This is a genomic window from Exiguobacterium sp. Leaf187 (assembly GCF_001423925.1).
Lineage (GTDB): Bacteria > Bacillota > Bacilli > Exiguobacteriales > Exiguobacteriaceae > Exiguobacterium_A > Exiguobacterium_A indicum.
The window spans coordinates 179,377-197,455 of record NZ_LMPR01000011.1 but is presented as its reverse complement, the minus strand read 5'-3'; the positions used below and the strand labels follow the sequence as shown (position 1 = coordinate 197,455).

The 18,079-nt window shown below is 48.2% G+C and carries 17 protein-coding genes and 1 riboswitch; of the genes, 8 read left to right on the top strand and 9 right to left on the bottom strand.

The window, feature by feature from the left end:
* Window positions 1-9: 9 nt before the first annotated feature.
* From ahpC to ASF99_RS15010, 5 genes are all read right to left on the bottom strand, one after another.
* On the bottom strand, window positions 10-573 hold the full coding sequence (ahpC, locus tag ASF99_RS15030; protein WP_023469815.1) for an alkyl hydroperoxide reductase subunit C: 564 nt from the start codon (window positions 571-573) through the stop codon (window positions 10-12).
* Between the two features lie 221 nt (window positions 574-794).
* Complete coding sequence (gnd, locus tag ASF99_RS15025) at window positions 795-2,195, bottom strand: decarboxylating NADP(+)-dependent phosphogluconate dehydrogenase (protein WP_035395489.1); 1,401 nt, start codon at window positions 2,193-2,195, stop codon at window positions 795-797.
* A gap of 20 nt (window positions 2,196-2,215) precedes the next feature.
* Window positions 2,216-3,562 carry a GntP family permease gene (locus ASF99_RS15020; protein WP_055969735.1) on the bottom strand — a complete coding sequence of 449 codons (1,347 nt, stop codon included), beginning with the start codon at window positions 3,560-3,562 and terminating at the stop codon, window positions 2,216-2,218.
* Between the two features lie 24 nt (window positions 3,563-3,586).
* Window positions 3,587-5,128 carry a gluconokinase gene (gene gntK / locus ASF99_RS15015; protein ID WP_055969732.1) on the bottom strand — a complete coding sequence of 514 codons (1,542 nt, stop codon included), beginning with the start codon at window positions 5,126-5,128 and terminating at the stop codon, window positions 3,587-3,589.
* Complete coding sequence (locus ASF99_RS15010; RefSeq protein ID WP_023469811.1) at window positions 5,121-5,837, bottom strand: GntR family transcriptional regulator; 717 nt, start codon at window positions 5,835-5,837, stop codon at window positions 5,121-5,123. The genes gntK and ASF99_RS15010 overlap by 8 nt, the downstream gene beginning before the upstream one ends.
* Before the next feature lie 182 nt (window positions 5,838-6,019).
* Between ASF99_RS15010 and ASF99_RS15005 the strand changes: the two genes are divergently transcribed.
* From ASF99_RS15005 to mmuM, 3 genes are all read left to right on the top strand, one after another.
* Complete coding sequence (locus ASF99_RS15005) at window positions 6,020-6,937, top strand: ketopantoate reductase family protein (RefSeq protein WP_055969729.1); 918 nt, start codon at window positions 6,020-6,022, stop codon at window positions 6,935-6,937.
* A gap of 36 nt (window positions 6,938-6,973) precedes the next feature.
* A riboswitch (SAM riboswitch) is annotated at window positions 6,974-7,075 on the top strand.
* A 77-nt stretch (window positions 7,076-7,152) separates the two neighbouring features.
* Window positions 7,153-8,556 (top strand): amino acid permease, encoded by a 1,404-nt coding sequence (locus ASF99_RS15000; protein WP_023469809.1) that lies wholly within the window; start codon window positions 7,153-7,155, stop codon window positions 8,554-8,556.
* Window positions 8,531-9,466: a homocysteine S-methyltransferase gene (mmuM, locus tag ASF99_RS14995; protein WP_023469808.1), complete on the top strand. Its 936-nt coding sequence runs from the start codon at window positions 8,531-8,533 to the stop codon at window positions 9,464-9,466. Before ASF99_RS15000 ends, mmuM begins: the two co-directional genes overlap by 26 nt.
* Before the next feature lie 68 nt (window positions 9,467-9,534).
* Here mmuM and ASF99_RS14990 read toward each other — a convergent pair whose 3' ends face one another.
* Window positions 9,535-9,957, bottom strand: coding sequence for a MarR family winged helix-turn-helix transcriptional regulator (locus ASF99_RS14990; RefSeq protein WP_035395500.1), 423 nt, complete (start codon window positions 9,955-9,957; stop codon window positions 9,535-9,537).
* A 182-nt stretch (window positions 9,958-10,139) separates the two neighbouring features.
* Between ASF99_RS14990 and ASF99_RS14985 the strand changes: the two genes are divergently transcribed.
* Both ASF99_RS14985 and ASF99_RS14980 read left to right on the top strand, forming a co-directional pair.
* Window positions 10,140-10,595 (top strand): CBS domain-containing protein, encoded by a 456-nt coding sequence (locus ASF99_RS14985; RefSeq protein WP_055969726.1) that lies wholly within the window; start codon window positions 10,140-10,142, stop codon window positions 10,593-10,595.
* 26 nt (window positions 10,596-10,621) lie between these two features.
* Complete coding sequence (locus ASF99_RS14980; RefSeq protein ID WP_055969723.1) at window positions 10,622-11,860, top strand: MFS transporter; 1,239 nt, start codon at window positions 10,622-10,624, stop codon at window positions 11,858-11,860.
* A 49-nt stretch (window positions 11,861-11,909) separates the two neighbouring features.
* On the opposite strand, the gene ASF99_RS14975 is transcribed toward ASF99_RS14980, so the two are convergent.
* Complete coding sequence (locus tag ASF99_RS14975; RefSeq protein ID WP_055969720.1) at window positions 11,910-12,335, bottom strand: DUF1801 domain-containing protein; 426 nt, start codon at window positions 12,333-12,335, stop codon at window positions 11,910-11,912.
* A gap of 85 nt (window positions 12,336-12,420) precedes the next feature.
* Between ASF99_RS14975 and ASF99_RS14970 the strand changes: the two genes are divergently transcribed.
* Window positions 12,421-12,768, top strand: coding sequence for a hypothetical protein (locus ASF99_RS14970; protein WP_035395505.1), 348 nt, complete (start codon window positions 12,421-12,423; stop codon window positions 12,766-12,768).
* Between the two features lie 66 nt (window positions 12,769-12,834).
* Here the strand turns inward: ASF99_RS14970 and ASF99_RS14965 are convergent, their stop codons facing one another.
* Window positions 12,835-14,007 (bottom strand): M20 family metallopeptidase, encoded by a 1,173-nt coding sequence (locus ASF99_RS14965; RefSeq protein ID WP_055969717.1) that lies wholly within the window; start codon window positions 14,005-14,007, stop codon window positions 12,835-12,837.
* A gap of 139 nt (window positions 14,008-14,146) precedes the next feature.
* Window positions 14,147-14,977, bottom strand: a complete 831-nt coding sequence (locus ASF99_RS14960; RefSeq protein WP_023469801.1) for an SDR family oxidoreductase — start codon at window positions 14,975-14,977, stop codon at window positions 14,147-14,149.
* Window positions 14,978-15,112: 135 nt separating this feature from the next.
* Here ASF99_RS14960 and ASF99_RS14955 point away from each other — a divergent pair, with 135 nt between their 5' ends.
* Window positions 15,113-15,982 carry a hypothetical protein gene (locus ASF99_RS14955; protein WP_055969714.1) on the top strand — a complete coding sequence of 290 codons (870 nt, stop codon included), beginning with the start codon at window positions 15,113-15,115 and terminating at the stop codon, window positions 15,980-15,982.
* A gap of 82 nt (window positions 15,983-16,064) precedes the next feature.
* The gene (htpG, locus tag ASF99_RS14950) at window positions 16,065-17,927 is read left to right on the top strand and encodes a molecular chaperone HtpG (protein ID WP_055969711.1); all 1,863 of its coding nucleotides are present in this window, start codon (window positions 16,065-16,067) and stop codon (window positions 17,925-17,927) included.
* Window positions 17,928-18,079: the final 152 nt, after the last annotated feature.

Below are 18,079 nucleotides of genomic sequence, written 5' to 3'. Positions count from 1 at the left end.
ATCCGCTCCTTAAATTTTTCCGACGAGGTCAAGGCTTGGTGTGAGTGTTGCAGAGCCTTCTTCCCATTTCGCTGGGCAGACTTCGCCTGGATTGTTACGTACATATTGTGCCGCTTTGATTTTGTTGACGAGGGTGCTCGCATCACGACCGATACCGCCTGCGTTGATCTCAACTGTTTGGATGACGCCGTCTGGGTCGATGATGAACGTACCGCGGTCAGCAAGACCATCTTGTTCGTTCAAGACTTCGAAGTTACGTGAGATGACGTGTGATGGGTCGCCGATCATGACGTACTCGATTTTACCGATTGTTTCTGATGTTTCGTGCCATGCTTTATGTGTGAAATGCGTATCTGTTGAAACAGAGTAAACTTCAACGTCAAGCGCTTTGAGTGTTTCGTATTGGTTTTGAAGATCTTCGAGTTCTGTCGGGCAAACGAATGTAAAGTCTGCAGGGTAGAAACATACGACACTCCATTTACCGCGAAGGTTGGCATCCGTTAGGTCAACGAATTCTCCGTTGTGGAATGCTGATGCACTGAATGGTTTTACTTCACTTCCGATTAAAGACATGATAAAAATCCTCCTCAAGGGTTCTATTTTTAGAATCTGTTCTAGTGCATACAAGGAATCTGTATTTATCACACTAGAATAATTCTAATCTAATACTAATTTCATATAGACCAACACTTTTGTCAAGGTATAATCGGCAATTTCTTATTTCAGGAAAGATTGTGTGAACAAAAAAAGAAATCCCGACTCCTAAATGAAACAGGAGTCGGGAGCTGTATTCTTTATTGCCAGTCCGTGTGGAAGATCCCTTCGCGGTCTGTCCGAGCGTACGTATGAGCACCGAAATAATCGCGTTGTGCTTGCAACATGTTGGCATTCGAATTCGCTGTCCGGTAGCTATCGTAATACGTCAGTGACGTCGATAGAGATGGGAGTGCAAAACCAGATAATGCACCCTCGGCAACGACGTGACGTAACGATTCTTGATACGCCTGTACTTTCTCAGCGAAGAACGGGGCGAGCATCAAGTTCGAGAGGTTCGCATCATTTTTGAACGCTTCACTGATGACGTTCAAGAAGTCGGCCCGGATGATACATCCACCACGGAAAATCAAGGCGATTTCCTCGAGGCGTAAGTTCCAGTCATACAACTCAGACGACGTTCGGTACTGGGTGAAGCCTTGCGCGTATGCGGCAACTTTCCCCATATAAAGCGCTTGACGAATCCGTTCGACCCACGCGTCTCGCTCAAGCGTTGACAAGTCTTCTGGTCCCTTTAGGACAGCAGACGCTGCGACGCGTTCTTCTTTAATAGCTGAAAGGTAACGCGCGAACAGGGCTTCTGTAATGATCGAAGAGGCGATCCCATTATCAATGGCTTGCAGGCTCGTCCATTTTCCAGTTCCTTTTTGACCGGCTTGATCGAGAATGACATCAATCAACGGTTGCCCTGTCTCGTCATCCGTTTTTCGGAGGATATCCGCTGTGATCTCAATCAAGTAACTTTTCAGTTCACCTTCGTTCCATTCAGCGAAGATATCCGCGACTTCCGTGACGTCGAGTCCAAGACGGAAACGGAGGAAGCTATACGCTTCAGCAATCAGTTGCATGTCCGCATACTCGATTCCGTTATGGACCATCTTGACGAAGTGACCAGCGCCTTTCGGACCAATATAAACACAACATGGATCTCCTTCGACGTGAGCGGCGATCTTCGTCAAGATCGGTGCGACATGTTCGTAAGCTTCTTTCGATCCACCAGGCATGATCGCAGGACCGGTCCGCGCACCGACTTCACCACCCGATACACCGACGCCGATGTATTCGATCCCATGGCGTTGTAACTCGTCGAAACGACGCTCTGTATCGAGGAAGTGAGAGTTCCCACCATCCATGATGATATCGCCTGTTTCGAGATGCGGAAGCAACGATTCGATGACTGAATCAATCGCGCTACCAGCCGTGACCATCATGAAGATTTTCCGTGGACGAGCGAGTGATTGAACGAATGCTTCAATGTCATAGTACGGATGAAGAGGTAGTCCCTCATCATGTGCGACGAGATCGTCCGTTAAATCACGTGTGTAGTTATAGATAGCGACTTCTTCTTGATGACTCGCCATATTCAGTGCCAGGTTGCGTCCCATGACGCCAAGCCCGATGACTCCGATAGAATGTTGCATAAGTAGAACGACTCCTTTTCTTAGACGACGAGGCTGAGGAGAAGAACGAACCCAAGTCCACAAACGGAAATGATCGTCTCAAGCACAGTCCATGTCGCAAACGTTTCTTTTAATGATAATCCGAAATACTCTTTAAACATCCAGAAGCCTGCATCATTGACGTGTGAAGCGATCAGACTACCTGCACCAGTCGCGAGAACGACGAGCGCTAAGTTGACGTCGGATTGCTCCAGTAACGGAATGACGAGACCTGCCGTTGATAGGGCAGCGACTGTTGCGGAACCAAGTGAGATCCGGAGAATCGCAGCAATCAACCAAGCGAGTAGAATCGGGGATAACGCTGATCCCTCAAATAATTGGGCAACGTATTTCCCGACACCACCGTCAATCAAGACTTGTTTGAAGGCACCGCCACCGCCGATGATCAATAGCATCATCCCGATTTGGGCGATTGCCGTCGTACAAGATTCCATGACCGTTTGCATCGGAATCTTACGCGCGATCCCCATCGTGTAGACCGCGACGAGTAATGAAATCAACATCGCCGTCGAGGCGTTCCCGATAAACTCGATTGCCGAGATGACGCTGTTTTCACCCCATCCGAGTGTTTCTTGTAAAAGCGTGAAGATCGTTGCGACCGACATCAAAAGAACCGGTAGCATCGCCGTGAAGACACTGATGCCGAAGCCTGGTGTCTCGTCTAAATCAAATTCTTTTTGTTCCCCGAGTGACGCGATGTTTCCTGTCCGTGTAAACGATTCAGGAACGAGTCGTTTCGCGATTTTTGTAAAGATAGGACCAGCGATGATGACTGTCGGAACAGCAACGATGAAACCATACAATAAGACTTCCCCGATATTGGCTTTATACTCCCCAGCGATGACGGTCGGACCCGGGTGAGGTGGTAAGAAGCCGTGCGTGACGGATAGGGCAGCGACCATCGGGATCCCGAGATATAGAATCGAGACACGAAGTTGACGTGAAATCGCAAAGACGATTGGAATCAACAAAACGAGTCCGACTTCGAAGAAGAGGGCGATCCCGATGATGAACGAAGCGACGACAACCGCCCACTGGATGTTCTTTTCCCCGAATCGGGCGACAAGCGTCATGGCGATTCGCTGCGCCCCCCCGGCGTCAGCAATCAGCTTTCCAAGCATGGCACCGAGACCAAAGATCAGTGCCAAGTGACCAAGCGTTCCTCCGATACCGGCTTCGATCGTCTTGACGATTTGATCGAGCGGCATGCCGAGTAGTAGTGCAACGCCAAAGGAAACGATGATGAGTGAGACGAACGTATTTAATTTCAACCCCATGATGAGAACGAGCAACGCGACGATCCCAATTCCTACGATGACTAAAGGCATGATGACTTCCCCCAAAAGATTAAGTTAGTTTTCTTCTTGAATCAAGCTCCGTTGATACGTAGCGATTCGTTTGTGATCCTCAGACAATGTCCGCGCTAGACTAATGAAAATTGGTAAGAGCTGACGATATTCATGCATCGCTTCTTCATTTGGTACATGGCGATGCGTTTCCCCGATCATCTCAGAGACGACTTCGAACGAATCGACTTCCCCTGTCGCATACAGTCCGAGAATACAAGCACCAAGACATGAACTTTCAAAGCTTTCCGGAATGACGACTTCTGATTCAAAGATGTCCGCCATCATTTGGCGCCAGACTTCGGACCGAGCAAACCCACCCGTTGCCTGAATCCGTGTCACGGGACCGTCCATGCACTCAATCAGAGCAAGGAAGACGGTATAGAGATTGTAGATGACGCCTTCTAGTGCCGCCCGGATCATATGCTCTTTTTTGTGTGAGAGCGTCAAACCGAAGAACGAACCGCTGACATCCGGATTCCAGAGCGGCGCTCGTTCACCGGACAAGTAAGGATGGAACAATAGCCCGTCGGATCCAGGACGGACGCGTTCGGCAATCTTCGTCAAAACAGCGTACGGATCGATGCCAAGGCGTTTTGCTGTCTCGACTTCGGCTGAAGCGAGTTCGTCTCGGATCCACCGTAAGACCATTCCACCATTATTGACGGGTCCGCCGATGACCCAGTGGTCCTCGGTCAGCGCGTAACAGAACGTCCGTCCCTTTTCATCGGTCTGCGGACGATCAATGATTGTTCGGATGGCACCGCTCGTTCCGATCGTGATCGCAATTTCCCCTTTGCGAATCGCGTTGACACCTAAGTTAGAAAGGACACCGTCACTGGCACCGACTAGGAACGGCGTATCGGCGGAGAGTCCCATTTGTCGTGCGTAATCAGCGTTCAGTCCGGTACATGTCGTCGTCGTCGGTACGGGTTCCGATAAGTAGCTTGCATCGATCCCTGCGACGTGTAACGCGCCCGTATCCCAGCCTAATTCATGAATGTTGAAGAGACCGGTCGCTGAAGCGAGAGAGTGGTCGATGACATATCTGCCGAACAGTCTTTGGAACACGAATTCCTTGATCCCGACATATTTTTTCGTTTGAGCGTGGAGCTCCGGACGATCTTCGACGAGCCAACTGATTTTGCTGAGCGGTGACATCGGATGGATCGGTGTTCCGGTCCGGTGATAGATCGATAGACCATATTGTTCCTTGATCTTGTTCGACCATGCTTCACTCCGACTGTCTGCCCACGTGATGCAGGCAGTCAATGGTTGATGCTGTGCGTCCATTGCGATCAAGCTGTGCATAGCACTACTGAACGCGACGAACTTTGGTGGCATGATCGGATGACGTTTCGTGATCAAGCGGATCGATTCGAGTACAGCATCAAAAATTTCTTCCGGATCCTGCTCCGCCGTCGAGCGATTTGGTGTATGGAGCGGGTAACCGACGTTCGTTTGTCCGATGACCTCTCCTTTTGTCGTAAATAAGACCGCTTTCGTACTCGTCGTTCCGATATCGACGCCTAACATGTATTCAGTCATGTGAATCGACTCCTTTCGACATCATTTGTTGCGTTTTCCAGAGATCTTCGACTTCCTGGACGTCATCAAAGTTCTGATGTAAGGAAGCAACCATCCGTTCACGGTCCCCTGTCTCGATCGCTTCGATGTACAAGGCGTGGTTCGCGAGGATGCGTTCGAAGTCTTCGATGTCTTCCTCGAATCGTACCCGCATCGATAGGAGGATGAAACTTTCCATGACCGGTTTGAGATTTTGCCAAATCATGCTGACATATCCATGATCAATCGAGCGGATGATCGTTTCGTGAAACAGTACGTCCTGGAAGGAGAATTCATCGGCATCCTTGTATTTGATGGCAACTTTCATCATTTCGAGAATTTTACTGAGTTCACGGACGAGTTCTGCCCGTTCGATTTTGACGAGTCGTTCGAAGACGAACGTTTCAATGAGTAGCCGGACATCATAGATTTCCTGAATGTCGCGCTCAGACAAACCGACGACGACCGCTCCCATTCGTTCGAGACGAATCAATTGTTCGGATGCAAGGACCTTTAACGCATCACGGACGGGCGAGCGACTGACTGAAAAATCAGAGGCTAATTTGTTTTCGGATAAAATGGTACCGCTTTCAATCTTTCCTGAAATGATGCGCATCCGTAGCTCGTGTGCGACACGATCTCCAGCGGAAGCTTTTGCTAACCACTTCAAGGGGTATAACAGTTCTGACATGGAATCACCTGATTTCTAAAGTGAGTATACTTGTATACAAGTTAGTATAAACGTTTTTTTCTAAAATGCAAACGCTTAACTTACATTTTAGTGATTCAAGCAGGAATCAGGAAAATGGTTTCCGATATGTTAGGGTGAAGGAGTAAGTAACGAATCGATTAGTTAAAAAGGAGGTAATGCATATGCATGTTTTAGTCGTAGGTGCCGGAGCAGTTGGAGGTTATTTCGGGGGACGTCTTGCTGAGAAAGGGGAACAGGTGACATTCCTTGTTCGTCCGAAGCGCTATGAACAATTACAAAAGACAGGGTTACAGATCACTAGTCCTCATGGTGATGTTATGATCACGCCTCAGTTAGTGACACGAGACATGCGACTGAATCACACATTTGATGTCGTCTTACTTTCGACGAAAGCCTATCACTTGGATGATGTCCTACAGGATCTTGCGCCATTTGTTTCGAGCGAGACGTACATCATTCCTTTGTTGAACGGCATGCAGCATATACGACGGTTAACAGAAGTCTTCGGAGGAGATCGAGTACTGGGCGGGCTTTGCTTCATTGAATCGACGCTTGATGCAGAAGGGCGTATTGTACAGACAAGCCCGTCGCATCGGCTATTGTTTGGTTCACGAACCGGTAAACCAACAGCGCGTTTAGAGGAGATTGCAACACGTTTTGCGAAAGCGAAGGCACCGATGGCGTACTCGATGCATATCATGGATGACATGTGGCAAAAGTACCTCTTCATTTCGACATTTGCGGGCGTGACGACACTATTTCGCTCTGCCATCGGTCCAATTCGCAAGGACCCAATTGGTCATCAGATGATTCAAGACGTCATGAAGGAAGCGAAGCAAGCGATGGAAGAACAAGGCGCAGTCTTTAATGACGATGTAGAAGCGGTCTTGCTGAAGCAGATGCATGCAATGGAAGACACGATGAAATCGTCAATGTTACGGGACATGGAAAAGGGTCAGCCCGTCGAAGTGAAACATTTCTTTAGTACGTTGCTCGAAACACGCTCTTCACGTCATCTTCAACTGATTGAATCTAATTTATGGATCTATCAAAAAAATCGGGAAATGCCTGTTGACTGAATTATCTGCATTCTGATATGGTTAGGAACAATTACATACTTATCCAGAGAGGTGGAGGGACTGGCCCTATGAAACCTCAGCAACAGGTCGAAAGATACTGTGCTAATTCCTGCGGGTGCTGCACCCGATCGATAAGATTTCCGAATTGTCGACCGACGCATCCGTGAGGATGCGTTTTTTGTTTGAAATAGGTGGAACGAGGAGGAAATGGATTCATGAAAACGAGCGGAGCATTTCGACGCAAGATGGAATCACGTCATCTGATCATGCTGTCGTTAGGTGGTGTCATTGGAACAGGATTATTTTTAAGTACAGGTTATACGTTGGAACAAGCAGGACGTGTCGGAACGATTTTATCGTATTTGATCGGAGCCGTTGTCGTTTACTTAGTCATGTTAAGTCTCGGTGAACTCGCCGTGCACATGCCGGAAACCGGATCATTCCATAAGTACGCAACGAAGTACATTGGACCTGGCACCGGTTATACAGTAGCCTGGCTCTACTGGCTGACGTGGACGGTCGCCCTTGGTTCAGAATTCACGGCAGCAGGCATTTTGATGCAACGTTGGTTCCCATCGATTCCGGTTTGGGTGTTCAGTGCCTTATTCGCTGCGATGATCCTTGGTATCAACGTCTTGAAGGTTCGCGTGTTCGCTGAAGTCGAGTTTTGGTTCTCCGCCATTAAGGTCGTGACGATCATTGCGTTCATTTTACTTGGTGCGGGAGCGATCGTCGGCTTCATTCCACTGCAAGATGGTAGCCCAGCCCCATTCTTTTCTTCCTTAACGGAAGGTGGATTATTCCCAAATGGTGCTTTCGTCATCTTCATGACGATGCTTGCCGTGAATTTTGCTTACTCGGGAACGGAACTGATCGGTGTCGCAGCGGGTGAAGCAGTCGATCCGAAACGGACGATTCCGCTTGCGATCCGGACGACGATCTTGCGACTCGTCCTCTTCTTCGTCGGTACGATCATCGTGTTAGCCGTCTTATTGCCAACGGATGGGAAAGGTGTACTCGAAAGTCCGTTCGTCGCCGTGTTCGAACGGATCGGAATTCCCTACGCAGCAGACGTGATGAACTTCGTCATTTTGACAGCGATTTTGTCGGCAGCGAACTCTGGACTTTACGCCGCCTCTCGGATGCTCTGGTCGCTTGCGAACGAACGTATGATTCCACGCTTCTTCGCCCAAGTGACACCAAGTGGGGTTCCACTTCGAGCTGTATTGTTCAGCATGCTTGGCGGAGGACTTGCCTTGCTGTCTAGCATCTATGCAGCAGGGAGTGTCTATATCGCGCTCGTCTCGATTTCCGGTCTCGCTGTCGTCGTCGTTTGGATGAGTATCAGCATTGCTCAGTATCGCTTCCGGAAACAATTTCTCCGCGAAGGGCATACGGTCGACGAATTGGTCTATCGCACACCACTCTTTCCATTCGTGCCAATCGCCGCTTTCGTCGTCTGTTTGATTTCCCTGATTGGTATCGGATTTGATCCGACACAACGAATCGCCTTGTACTGTGGTATTCCATTCATCGTGATCTGTTATGTCGTACATGCGTTCACGAATTCTTCTCAGAAACGGAGTGTTGAAGATGTCCCGAATCAAAAATCCAGTTGATCAACGATTACAGGAAGTTCCCTTTCTCATTTTAGATGGTGCCCTTGCAACCGAACTTGAACAGAAGGGATTCGACCTGAACGATCCGCTTTGGTCAGCACGTCTCTTAATCGAAGCACCGGAACAAATCGAACACGTCCATCGTGACTACTTTGAAGTAGGTGCTGATGTTGCCATCACTTCAAGCTATCAAGCAAGTATCGAAGGGTTCAAGCAACGTCATATCACGACAGAGGAAGCACAGGCGCTGATTCGACAAACGGTCACCTTGGCGCAAAACGCACGCACGCGTAGCGGAAAGCGTGACGCATTAATCGCAGGATCAGTGGGTCCTTATGGTGCCTACTTAGCAGATGGTTCTGAGTATCGCGGTCATTATGGGGTGTCAGCAGATGTGCTAGAAGCCTTCCACAGACCACGGATCGAAGCATTGATTGAAGCGGGGGCTGATCTGCTGGCATTTGAGACGATTCCGTCGCTCGAGGAAGCTGTCGTGTTGTTCCGGATTCTCGAAGCGTATCCGGAAGTGTCTGCTTGGCTGACGTTCTCGCTTCAAGATGCGACACACATTAGTGAAGGAACGGCACTTGCGACGTGTATTGAAACGGTCGGACAACATCCACAGCTCGCAGCAATCGGTGCAAATTGTTTTCCGGCATCTTACGCGACCGACTTTATCCGTCACGTCAAGGCGTTGACGGATGTGCCAATCATCGTCTATCCGAACTCTGGTGAGGTCTATGATCCGGTCGCAAAAACGTGGTCAGGTACGAATCAGTGTACATCGTTCCAAACCGTCGCGAAGACATGGTATGAGGCAGGGGCACGATTGATCGGTGGTTGTTGCCGAACGTCACCTGAACATATCGCACAAATTCGTTCGGTTTGTCAGGTTTCTCATACATCATGAATAATGATGAAAAAACGGACGCGAAATCGATTGATTTCGCGTCCGTTCCTTTAAATGGTGTGATTTCGTTACCGCTCGCGCAAGGCACGGTTGAATTGTTGCAATAGACGTCCAAAATCTTCGGCATCATCCGATGGCCAGTCCGTCAGTAGACGTTCGATGCTCGCGAGGCGCGCTGTCCGGTAAATCGTGAGCTCTTCTTGTCCTTTATCCGTAATATGATAGAAGAAGGCACGACCATCTGTCGGATCTTTTACTTTTTCCACAAGTTGCTTCTGATCGAGCGCTGCAGCTTGGCGACTGACGGTCGAGACATCAAGCTGGAGTTCACGAGCAAGTGTTTTGACACCGACGTTGCCGGAATCCGCTAGTTGTCGCAGTAAAAGGTAGGAAGCACGATCCAAATTACGATTGTCTGCCGTCGCTGTCGTCAAGCGCCGGATCAGAATTGCTAACTCTAATTCAATGGTTTCGAGTGCTTGTTGAGACATCGGGTATCTCCCCTTTCAATAAGGTCTCTCTGTCCCTCATGATTACCCAATGTGGATAAGCTGTCAATGCGAAAAGCAGGAGGCTTGACAGAGTTGTAGTTGTATTATACAATCATTTTTGTTCTTTTAATTGTATCATACAACTTTTTCATATGAGAAACGAACGACAAAGGAGAATTCAGATGAAAGCTTATGAGTCGATGAAACAAGAGGTCATCACAGTAAACGATACAGATCTGATTCGTACGGTCATCGAACGATTCATTCAATCTGGTATTAGCGGCGTACCTGTCATTAATGCTGAGCAAGAGGTCGTCGGGTATATCAGTGACGGAGATATCATGCGCGCGATTGGAAAACACAAGGACATCATCGTCGATACATTCTTATATGTAGATGTCATCAAAGGAGACGAAGAAGATTACGAAGATCGGATTCGTCATATCTTGAATCGACCTGTCATGGAACTGGCACGTCGGAAAGTCGTAACAGCGGACGCTGAAACAGAAATAGAAGAGATTGCGGCGACACTTGGCGCAAAACGGATCAAAAAGCTTCCGATCCTGAAAGCAGGACGGCTTGTTGGGATCATTAGTCGAGGCGACGTCATTCGCCATTCGTTTAAACAGTTCATGTAACACATTCAATAGAAAGAAGGGACACTATGGCACTTGCTGAAAAAACAACGACGCTTGAGCCGGAAACGGTATTAGCAGAAAGTAAACAGGGATTATTCCATCAACCGGTTGCTGTTTGGGCAGTCTTTTTCGCCAGTATTACAGCATTCATGGGAATGGGTCTCGTCAATCCCGTCTTACCGACGATTGCCGAGAATTTAGAAGCGTCAAAAAGTGAAGTAACGCTCTTATTTACAAGTTATAACGCCGTCATGGCATTCGCGATGTTAATTACAGGCGCGATCTCATCACGGATTGGTCAAAAAGGAACATTGATGCTCGGGATTGCCGTCATCGCAACCGTTGCTGGTTTTGCTTCACAAGCAGACAGCATTTGGACGCTCGTCGCGTTACGCGGTGGATGGGGACTTGGGAACGCTTTGTTCGTCGCAACCGCACTGGCTGCGATCGTTTCGCTGTCGTCAGGCGGAACAGCAAAAGCCATCATTTTGTATGAAGCAGCCGTTGGTCTTGGGATTTCGATTGGACCGCTATTAGGCGGAACACTCGGTTCGATCACATGGCGCGCACCATTCATGGGTGTTGCGACAATCATGGTCATCGCGTTTCTCGTCTTGCTCTTCTTGATGCCAAAACCAGCAGCATCTGCAGCACCGAAACAGAAGTTATCATTAAAAGCACCGTTCCAAGCGATGAAGCATCGTTCGCTCTTGACGCTCGGAATCGTAGCGGCACTTTATAACGTTGGGTTCTTTACGATCATGGCCTATGCACCATTCGTCATGAAACTACCAGCGCAAGGACTCGGATTCGTTTTCCTCGGCTGGGGAATGTTGCTTGCGATCACATCGGTCTTAACGGCTCCGAAACTGAAACAATGGTTCGGAACAATCAAAGCGATGGTCATGATGTTGATCATATTCGCAATCTTGCTTCTGTTAATGGGGATCTTTACGGAAACACCAGCCGTCGTCATCGTCTGTGTCATTTTGGCGGGAGCCGTGCTTGGGAATAACAACACGCTCATCACGACAGCTGTCATGGACGCAGCACCTGTTGAACGTTCGACAGCATCTGCGGCATACAGTTTCCTACGTTTTCTCGGGGCAGCCATTGCGCCATTCATGGCCGGTAAATTGGCTGAAATCTTCAACGCAAACTTACCGTTTTATGTCGGAAGTGGCTTTGTCCTCTTATCCGTCATCATCATCGGGGTCAATCTCAAACACATTCGCCATATCGATCGGACAGAAGGCGGACATTAATTTCAAAAAACAGCCGAAGCGAATCCGCTTCGGCTGTTTTTGATTGAAATCAAGACGGGTACATGTCTCTTAACGTGCGAATCGAGTGCTCAATCATTTCCCGAAGGACGTTTAAATCGATGTCAGTCAGTCGTTTTACGTAGAGGCAGGATTTACCACGTCGATGCGTACCAAGAGTGGCAAGCAGTCGTTCCGATACATCGTCTTCACCAAGCGCGAGGTAAAGGACGAGGTTCGTCTTGCGCGGAGAAAAGCCAACATAAAAGCTGTCGCCCTCGTGACCGGAGGCATAGTGATAATGATAGGAACCAAAACCAATCAAGGAAGACCCCCAAATGACGGCTTCGTATCCCGTGACATCTTCGAAGAACTGACGTAACGTGATACCATCTGCTTGACGTAGTGGCGGTTCGACTTGTGCCAGAAAGGCATCAACGGACTGTTCAGTAGGACCTGTCTTTGGCGTATCAGACATAAGCAGACTCCTTTCGGATGAAGAAGATATCGGTTACTTTCGAGAAAAGAAAGCGAAAATCCTTGTACATAAAGGAGGAAATCGAATGAAGCATCGCATCGTGTTTCGAGGAGAAGAAAGCAGCGTATCGTGGGACATCTTACACGTATATCCAAAGCAAGAGGAACTAACGATTCAAATGACGGGAGAAGATAGTGAACACGAGTTTTCAGTTACATTTAATCAATATGATGCGTTCATCCGTAACTTTGCTCGCGTCCATGAGTCGTTATACGGTGAAGTCGTATTCGAGCAGGGCGTGATTCGTCTCCGTTTACGATATGACCGCCTTGGTCGTGTCTTCATCAGTTGGTCTGACGGACAAACGAGTCATCAGTTTCGCAGTGATCAAAGTTATTTAAGTGAGGCGTTGGCACAGCTTGGTGTGTACTAAACTAAACACAGTAAAAGTAGAAGGGACGACTCTGGGTATTGCACCCGAAAGTCGTCCCTTTTTTATTTAAAGTGATGGAAGCGATTGATGTAATGGTGTGTTGATCAAGTTAAAGCAAAACGCAATCGTTTGTTCATACTCGGATAACAGAATTGACTCATCGACTTGATGCGCAAGGCGGAAATCATGGAAAGAAGCGATTGCAATCGGAAATGACTTTTTCGCTTGGCTGAACATCGCACCATCCGTTCCACCTGGGATGGCGATTTTTCGTGGTGTCACGCCGCTGACCTGCTCCATCGTATCTGCGACCTGTTGCAAGAAAGGCGCTTGTTCATCGGTTTCACAAGAAGGAATATCCTTGATGACGGTCACGCTCATGTCAAAGTTAGGATCTTCTGCAACAAGTCGACGCTCAATATCCGTAAAGGCAGCAAGAACGTCCGCCCGACCGAATCCAGGAATCGTCCGGATGTCCATATAAAACGAAGCCTGACTCGGAACGACATTCGGTCCTTCGCCTCCTTTTATGGATGTGATTGACGCGACGACCGGACCGAGTGCCGGGTGATGATTCGTTGTGATCGAGAAACGTTCTGACTTCACTTCTTGAATGATGCGATACACGTCATCAATCGCGTTACGACCGAGTTGCGGAGCAGAGCTGTGCGCACTTTTCCCGCGGCACGTCACTTCAATCCCAACGACTCCTTTTTGTGCATATCCAATCATCCCGCTCGTTGGTTCTGTGATCAGTAAAGCATCTAAATCATCCGCGTGTCCTTGTTCGGTCAAATGACGAGCACCCGTCATGCCATTCTCTTCATCGGATGTAATCAGAAGTTTGACGGTGTTCGGACGGTCTTGACGTTCCTTGTATTGAATGAGCGCTTGCACCATCGCCATGACACCTGATTTCATATCCGAAGCCCCACGACCATAAATGCGTCCGTCTTCGATTTCACCACCGTATGGATCTTTCGTCCAGCCGTCTCCTTGGACCGGAACCGTATCGAGATGACCAGATAGCCCGAGTACGGAAGGGCGTGAAACCTCTTCACTCGCAGGAACGGTCGCGACGAGACAAATCCGTTTCGGTGAGACTTCGATCCATTCTGTCGAGATGTGATGATCAATCAGTACATCGTACACATAACGTGCGACGGCTTCCTCTCCGTCCGTCGGATTAACGCTTGGAATTTGAAGACATCGTTGTAAGTAAGTAATTGCTGTTTGCATAAGTATTTCCTCCTTTACCTATCCTGTACCCTGATAAAAATACTTCAGGGAGGTAAACGAATTCGGAAAATAATTTACGGAGCTGAACGTCTTGAGATAAAAGAAAACGGTGCAACCAGAAGGTTACACCGTACCTTACTCATTCACTTTTTTCTGCTTCGTCTTTCCACTTCGAATCGATTAACATCTCTCCCGGCCATGTATAAGCCATGATGCCGCCGTCTGCTGTGATATCCTCACCTGTAACATATGAGCTGTCGTCAGAAGCGAGGAAGAGGGCGACTGTTGCCATCTCGCGTGGTTTACCGAGTCGTCCGAGTGGTGTAATCCAAGCGTTCGCATCGCGGAACTGTTTGCCTTGCTCTTTTTCTTTTTCACCGACGAGTGTATCGATGAGTGGTGTTTCGATTGTTCCTGGTGATAACGAATTGACACGAATGCCATGACGCGCATAATCGATTGCCATCGCGCGCGTGAAGTTCGCAATCCCACCTTTCGCTGCGTTATAACCGGATCGGTTCAAGTCAGCTGCGCGACCAGACATCGATGACGTATTGATGATTGAACCACCGTTATCAAGCATGAGTGGAATCAAGAATTTACTGACGAGGAATGTACCGCGCAAGTCGACCGCGATGATCCGGTCGAAGAGATCGATTGGATACTCGTGGACTTTCCCGCCTTGTTCATCGATTCCGGCATTGTTGAAGAGGACGTCGATCGTACCGTATGTCTCTTTGACGTGCTTCGCAAGTTGCTCGACACTCTCGACGTCTGAGACATCGACATGGACGGCTTCCGCTTTCCCACCTTGTTGTGTAATCTGTTCTACTGTTTGTTGTGCTTTTTCAAGTGAGACATCGGCACAGACGACCGTTGCTCCCTGTTCTGCGAAGACAAGTGCAGTCGCTTGTCCAATCCCTGTTGCCGAGCCGGTAATGACAGCTACTTTTTGATCGAGTCTACCCATTATTAAATCCCTCCTAAGTCGTATCGTTCACCTTATGAAACATTCCCGGAGAAATGGAGATTAAACCCATCGATGCGTCTAGTGTTAGAGGATAGGGGGTACATCTACAACAGCACAATCGCTGTATAGAGGGAGATGAGAACGCTGACATCCGATCAATGGCAACTTGCCAAAAAATTATTACACGAAGCCGTCCAGTACCAAATGACACTCGAGAAGAGTGCATTTGCAAGTGAATTGATCGACCAAACGACACCTGTCCTCTGGTTTGGTGATGCGACGCGTAGCAGTTGGGTGACGATCGCGACGAACCCATCCCGATCGCAGTTTTTAGACCGAACAGGTGCATTACGATTTGACGAGCACGGTCCACTTTTCATACGTCCACAATCCATGACGTGGAATGCGTATTTACAAGAAGAGACATTGACGGAATCGATCCGACGCTTCAATCGTTACTTCAAACAACCAAATGTGTACCGAACCTGGTTCGGTCGACCAGGTGGCGGTAAGCTCGAAGGATTCTTGAACGGACTCGGTGCGTCGTTTTACGAGACGACGTTTGATCCGGTCATTCATCTGGATTTTTTCCCGTTTCCGACACACCACTACATGGGAGCGATCAAAGAACGCAGCGTGTTGGAAGATAGTCCGTTCGGTCAGACATTTTTGTTACGCCTGCTTGAACTGTTCTCGATAAAAGGAATCATCCTGCTCGGTAAGGAACACACGGAACGATTTGCGAAGCTCGAACCAGACATCGCTTGGACGACCTATCGACCAACGGATTATCCGGACGCGATTTTTCAAATCGGCTTCTCGTCACGATTTCAGGTATCCGTCGTCGGACTCCACTTCAAACCGAGTGAGCAGTTCATCGGTCTCGGTAATCGAAAGGATGAAAACGGTGTCAGCCATGGCACCTATGGGTCAGCAGAACACTTACGTCAAATCGGAAAAATCGTCCGTGAAAAAGTCGTGACATACAGTGAAAAAGGTGATTGACAGATATTTCGAACTCCCTAATAATAGGAGATGAATTAGCACTCTGTATGATTGAGTGCTAAAAAAGGGAGGCAGAATGAGCATGGAAACGAAACAATTTAAGGCGGAATCAAAACGATTGCTGGAGATGATGATTCATTCCATCTATACGCATAAGGAGATTTTCCTGCGCGAATTGATCTCGAATGCAAGTGACGCCATGGATAAGATGTACTACAAAGCATTGACGGACGAGACGATTTCGTTCGAAAAGGAACACTACAAAATTACGATCGAACCAAATAAAGAAGCGCGTCAACTCATCATTCGTGATACGGGAATCGGAATGACGAAGGAAGAACTAGAAGAAAATCTCGGTACGATCGCGAAGAGTGGATCGCTTGCCTTCAAAGCAGAAAACGAAGCACAAGATGGTCATGATATCATCGGTCAATTCGGTGTCGGATTCTATTCTGCATTTATGGTCGCAGACGTCGTCACTGTTGTTACGAAACCATTCGGCGGTGCGGTCGCTTATAAATGGGAATCGCGTGGTGTCGAAGGTTATACGATCGAGGAAGTCGACAAGGAAACCGTCGGAACGGAGATTACACTCCACATCAAGGCGAACGAGGAAGAAGAATCGTATGATGAATACCTCGAGACATATCGTCTGCGTAGCATCATCAAAAAATACTCGGATTTCATCCGTTATCCGATCGAGATGAAGGAACTCGAACGTCAGCCGATCGAAGGCAGTGACGAGACGGAAGAGGTCGAAGTCGTCAAGACGATCAACAGCATGGTGCCGATCTGGCGGAAGAATAAACGGGAATTGACAGACGAAGACTATACGAACTTCTACCAAGAGAAGCGGTATGGTTTCGACACACCGGCGAAACATATTCATATCAGTGTCGACGGCGTTGTTCGTTATCAATCGATCTTATTCATTCCGGAGCAAGCACCGTACGATTATTATTCGAAGGAATTTGAAAAGGGTCTTGAACTCTATGCCAATGGTGTCTTGATCATGGAAAAATGCAGCGACTTGTTGCCGGATCACTTCAGTTTCGTCAAAGGGATGGTCGATTCGGAAGACTTATCGCTCAACATCTCGCGTGAGTTACTGCAGCACGATCGTCAATTGAAATTGATCGCGAAAAACATCCAAAGTAAGATCAAGACACAACTCGAAGCACTTCTGCGCGAGGATCGCACGAAGTACGAAACGTTCTATCAAGCGTTCGGACGTCAGCTGAAGTTCGGTATGTACAATGATTACGGCATGCATAAAGAACAGGTGCAGGACCTCATCCTCTTCTACTCAGCGAAGGAGAAGAAGTTGATCACGCTTGCGGAATACGTCGCAGCGATGCCGGAAGATCAAGCACATATTTACTACGCCGCTGGTGAGAGTACGAATCGTTTAGACAAGTTACCACAATCCGAACTTGTGCGTGATAAAGGGTACGACATCTTGTACTTCACCGAAGAGATCGATGAGTTCGCGATCCAGATGCTCGTGACATATAACGAGAAGACGTTCAAGTCAGTCACGAGTAGCGATCTAGGGATTGAAGCAGAAGCGGCAGAGACGACGGACGCACAAGCGGAGATGTTCCAAGCAATGCAGGAAGTGTTAAGTGGACAAGTCAAGGAAGTCAAAGCATCAACGCGTCTAAAATCGCATCCCGTCTGTTTTGCGACGGACGGCGCCGTCTCGATCGAGATGGAGAAAATCTTGAAGGCGATGCCGAATAACGAAGGGGTAGAAGCGGTCAAGATTCTTGAATTGAATCCGTCACACGCGGTGTTCCAATCTCTTGAAGCAGCGTATCAAAACGATCGTTCGAAATTCGAGCGCTATACCAAACTGATGTATCAACAAGCATTACTTGTCGAAGGGCTTCCACTCGAGGATCCGGTAGCGTTCGCGAATGATGTGTGTGAACTTATGGTATAAGACATGACATGAAGTCGAAAAAAGGGGCTGACTCAAAGTTGGTCTCTACAAAGATAAGGGTGGCAGAATGATGATCTGCCACCCTTATCTCGTAACAAAAAGAATGGCGCGTCACACGCCACTCCTACAGGAAAAGCGCATTTATGCGCTGT

What these genes read in the sequence shown, in the direction of transcription:
- gntK (WP_055969732.1), bottom strand. Translation starts at nt 5,128, where the DNA reads ATGACTGAATACATGTTAGGCGTCGATATCGGAACGACGAGTACGAAA.
- ASF99_RS14955 (WP_055969714.1), top strand. Translation starts at nt 15,113, where the DNA reads ATGAGAACGCTGACATCCGATCAATGGCAACTTGCCAAAAAATTATTA.
- ASF99_RS15005 (WP_055969729.1), top strand. Translation starts at nt 6,020, where the DNA reads ATGCATGTTTTAGTCGTAGGTGCCGGAGCAGTTGGAGGTTATTTCGGG.
- ASF99_RS14960 (WP_023469801.1), bottom strand. Translation starts at nt 14,977, where the DNA reads ATGGGTAGACTCGATCAAAAAGTAGCTGTCATTACCGGCTCGGCAACA.
- gnd (WP_035395489.1), bottom strand. Translation starts at nt 2,195, where the DNA reads ATGCAACATTCTATCGGAGTCATCGGGCTTGGCGTCATGGGACGCAAC.
- ASF99_RS14965 (WP_055969717.1), bottom strand. Translation starts at nt 14,007, where the DNA reads ATGCAAACAGCAATTACTTACTTACAACGATGTCTTCAAATTCCAAGC.
- ASF99_RS14980 (WP_055969723.1), top strand. Translation starts at nt 10,622, where the DNA reads ATGGCACTTGCTGAAAAAACAACGACGCTTGAGCCGGAAACGGTATTA.
- ASF99_RS15020 (WP_055969735.1), bottom strand. Translation starts at nt 3,562, where the DNA reads ATGCCTTTAGTCATCGTAGGAATTGGGATCGTCGCGTTGCTCGTTCTC.
- ASF99_RS15000 (WP_023469809.1), top strand. Translation starts at nt 7,153, where the DNA reads ATGAAAACGAGCGGAGCATTTCGACGCAAGATGGAATCACGTCATCTG.
- htpG (WP_055969711.1), top strand. Translation starts at nt 16,065, where the DNA reads ATGGAAACGAAACAATTTAAGGCGGAATCAAAACGATTGCTGGAGATG.
- ASF99_RS14990 (WP_035395500.1), bottom strand. Translation starts at nt 9,957, where the DNA reads ATGTCTCAACAAGCACTCGAAACCATTGAATTAGAGTTAGCAATTCTG.
- ASF99_RS14985 (WP_055969726.1), top strand. Translation starts at nt 10,140, where the DNA reads ATGAAAGCTTATGAGTCGATGAAACAAGAGGTCATCACAGTAAACGAT.
- ASF99_RS15010 (WP_023469811.1), bottom strand. Translation starts at nt 5,837, where the DNA reads ATGTCAGAACTGTTATACCCCTTGAAGTGGTTAGCAAAAGCTTCCGCT.
- ahpC (WP_023469815.1), bottom strand. Translation starts at nt 573, where the DNA reads ATGTCTTTAATCGGAAGTGAAGTAAAACCATTCAGTGCATCAGCATTC.
- ASF99_RS14970 (WP_035395505.1), top strand. Translation starts at nt 12,421, where the DNA reads ATGAAGCATCGCATCGTGTTTCGAGGAGAAGAAAGCAGCGTATCGTGG.
- mmuM (WP_023469808.1), top strand. Translation starts at nt 8,531, where the DNA reads ATGTCCCGAATCAAAAATCCAGTTGATCAACGATTACAGGAAGTTCCC.
- ASF99_RS14975 (WP_055969720.1), bottom strand. Translation starts at nt 12,335, where the DNA reads ATGTCTGATACGCCAAAGACAGGTCCTACTGAACAGTCCGTTGATGCC.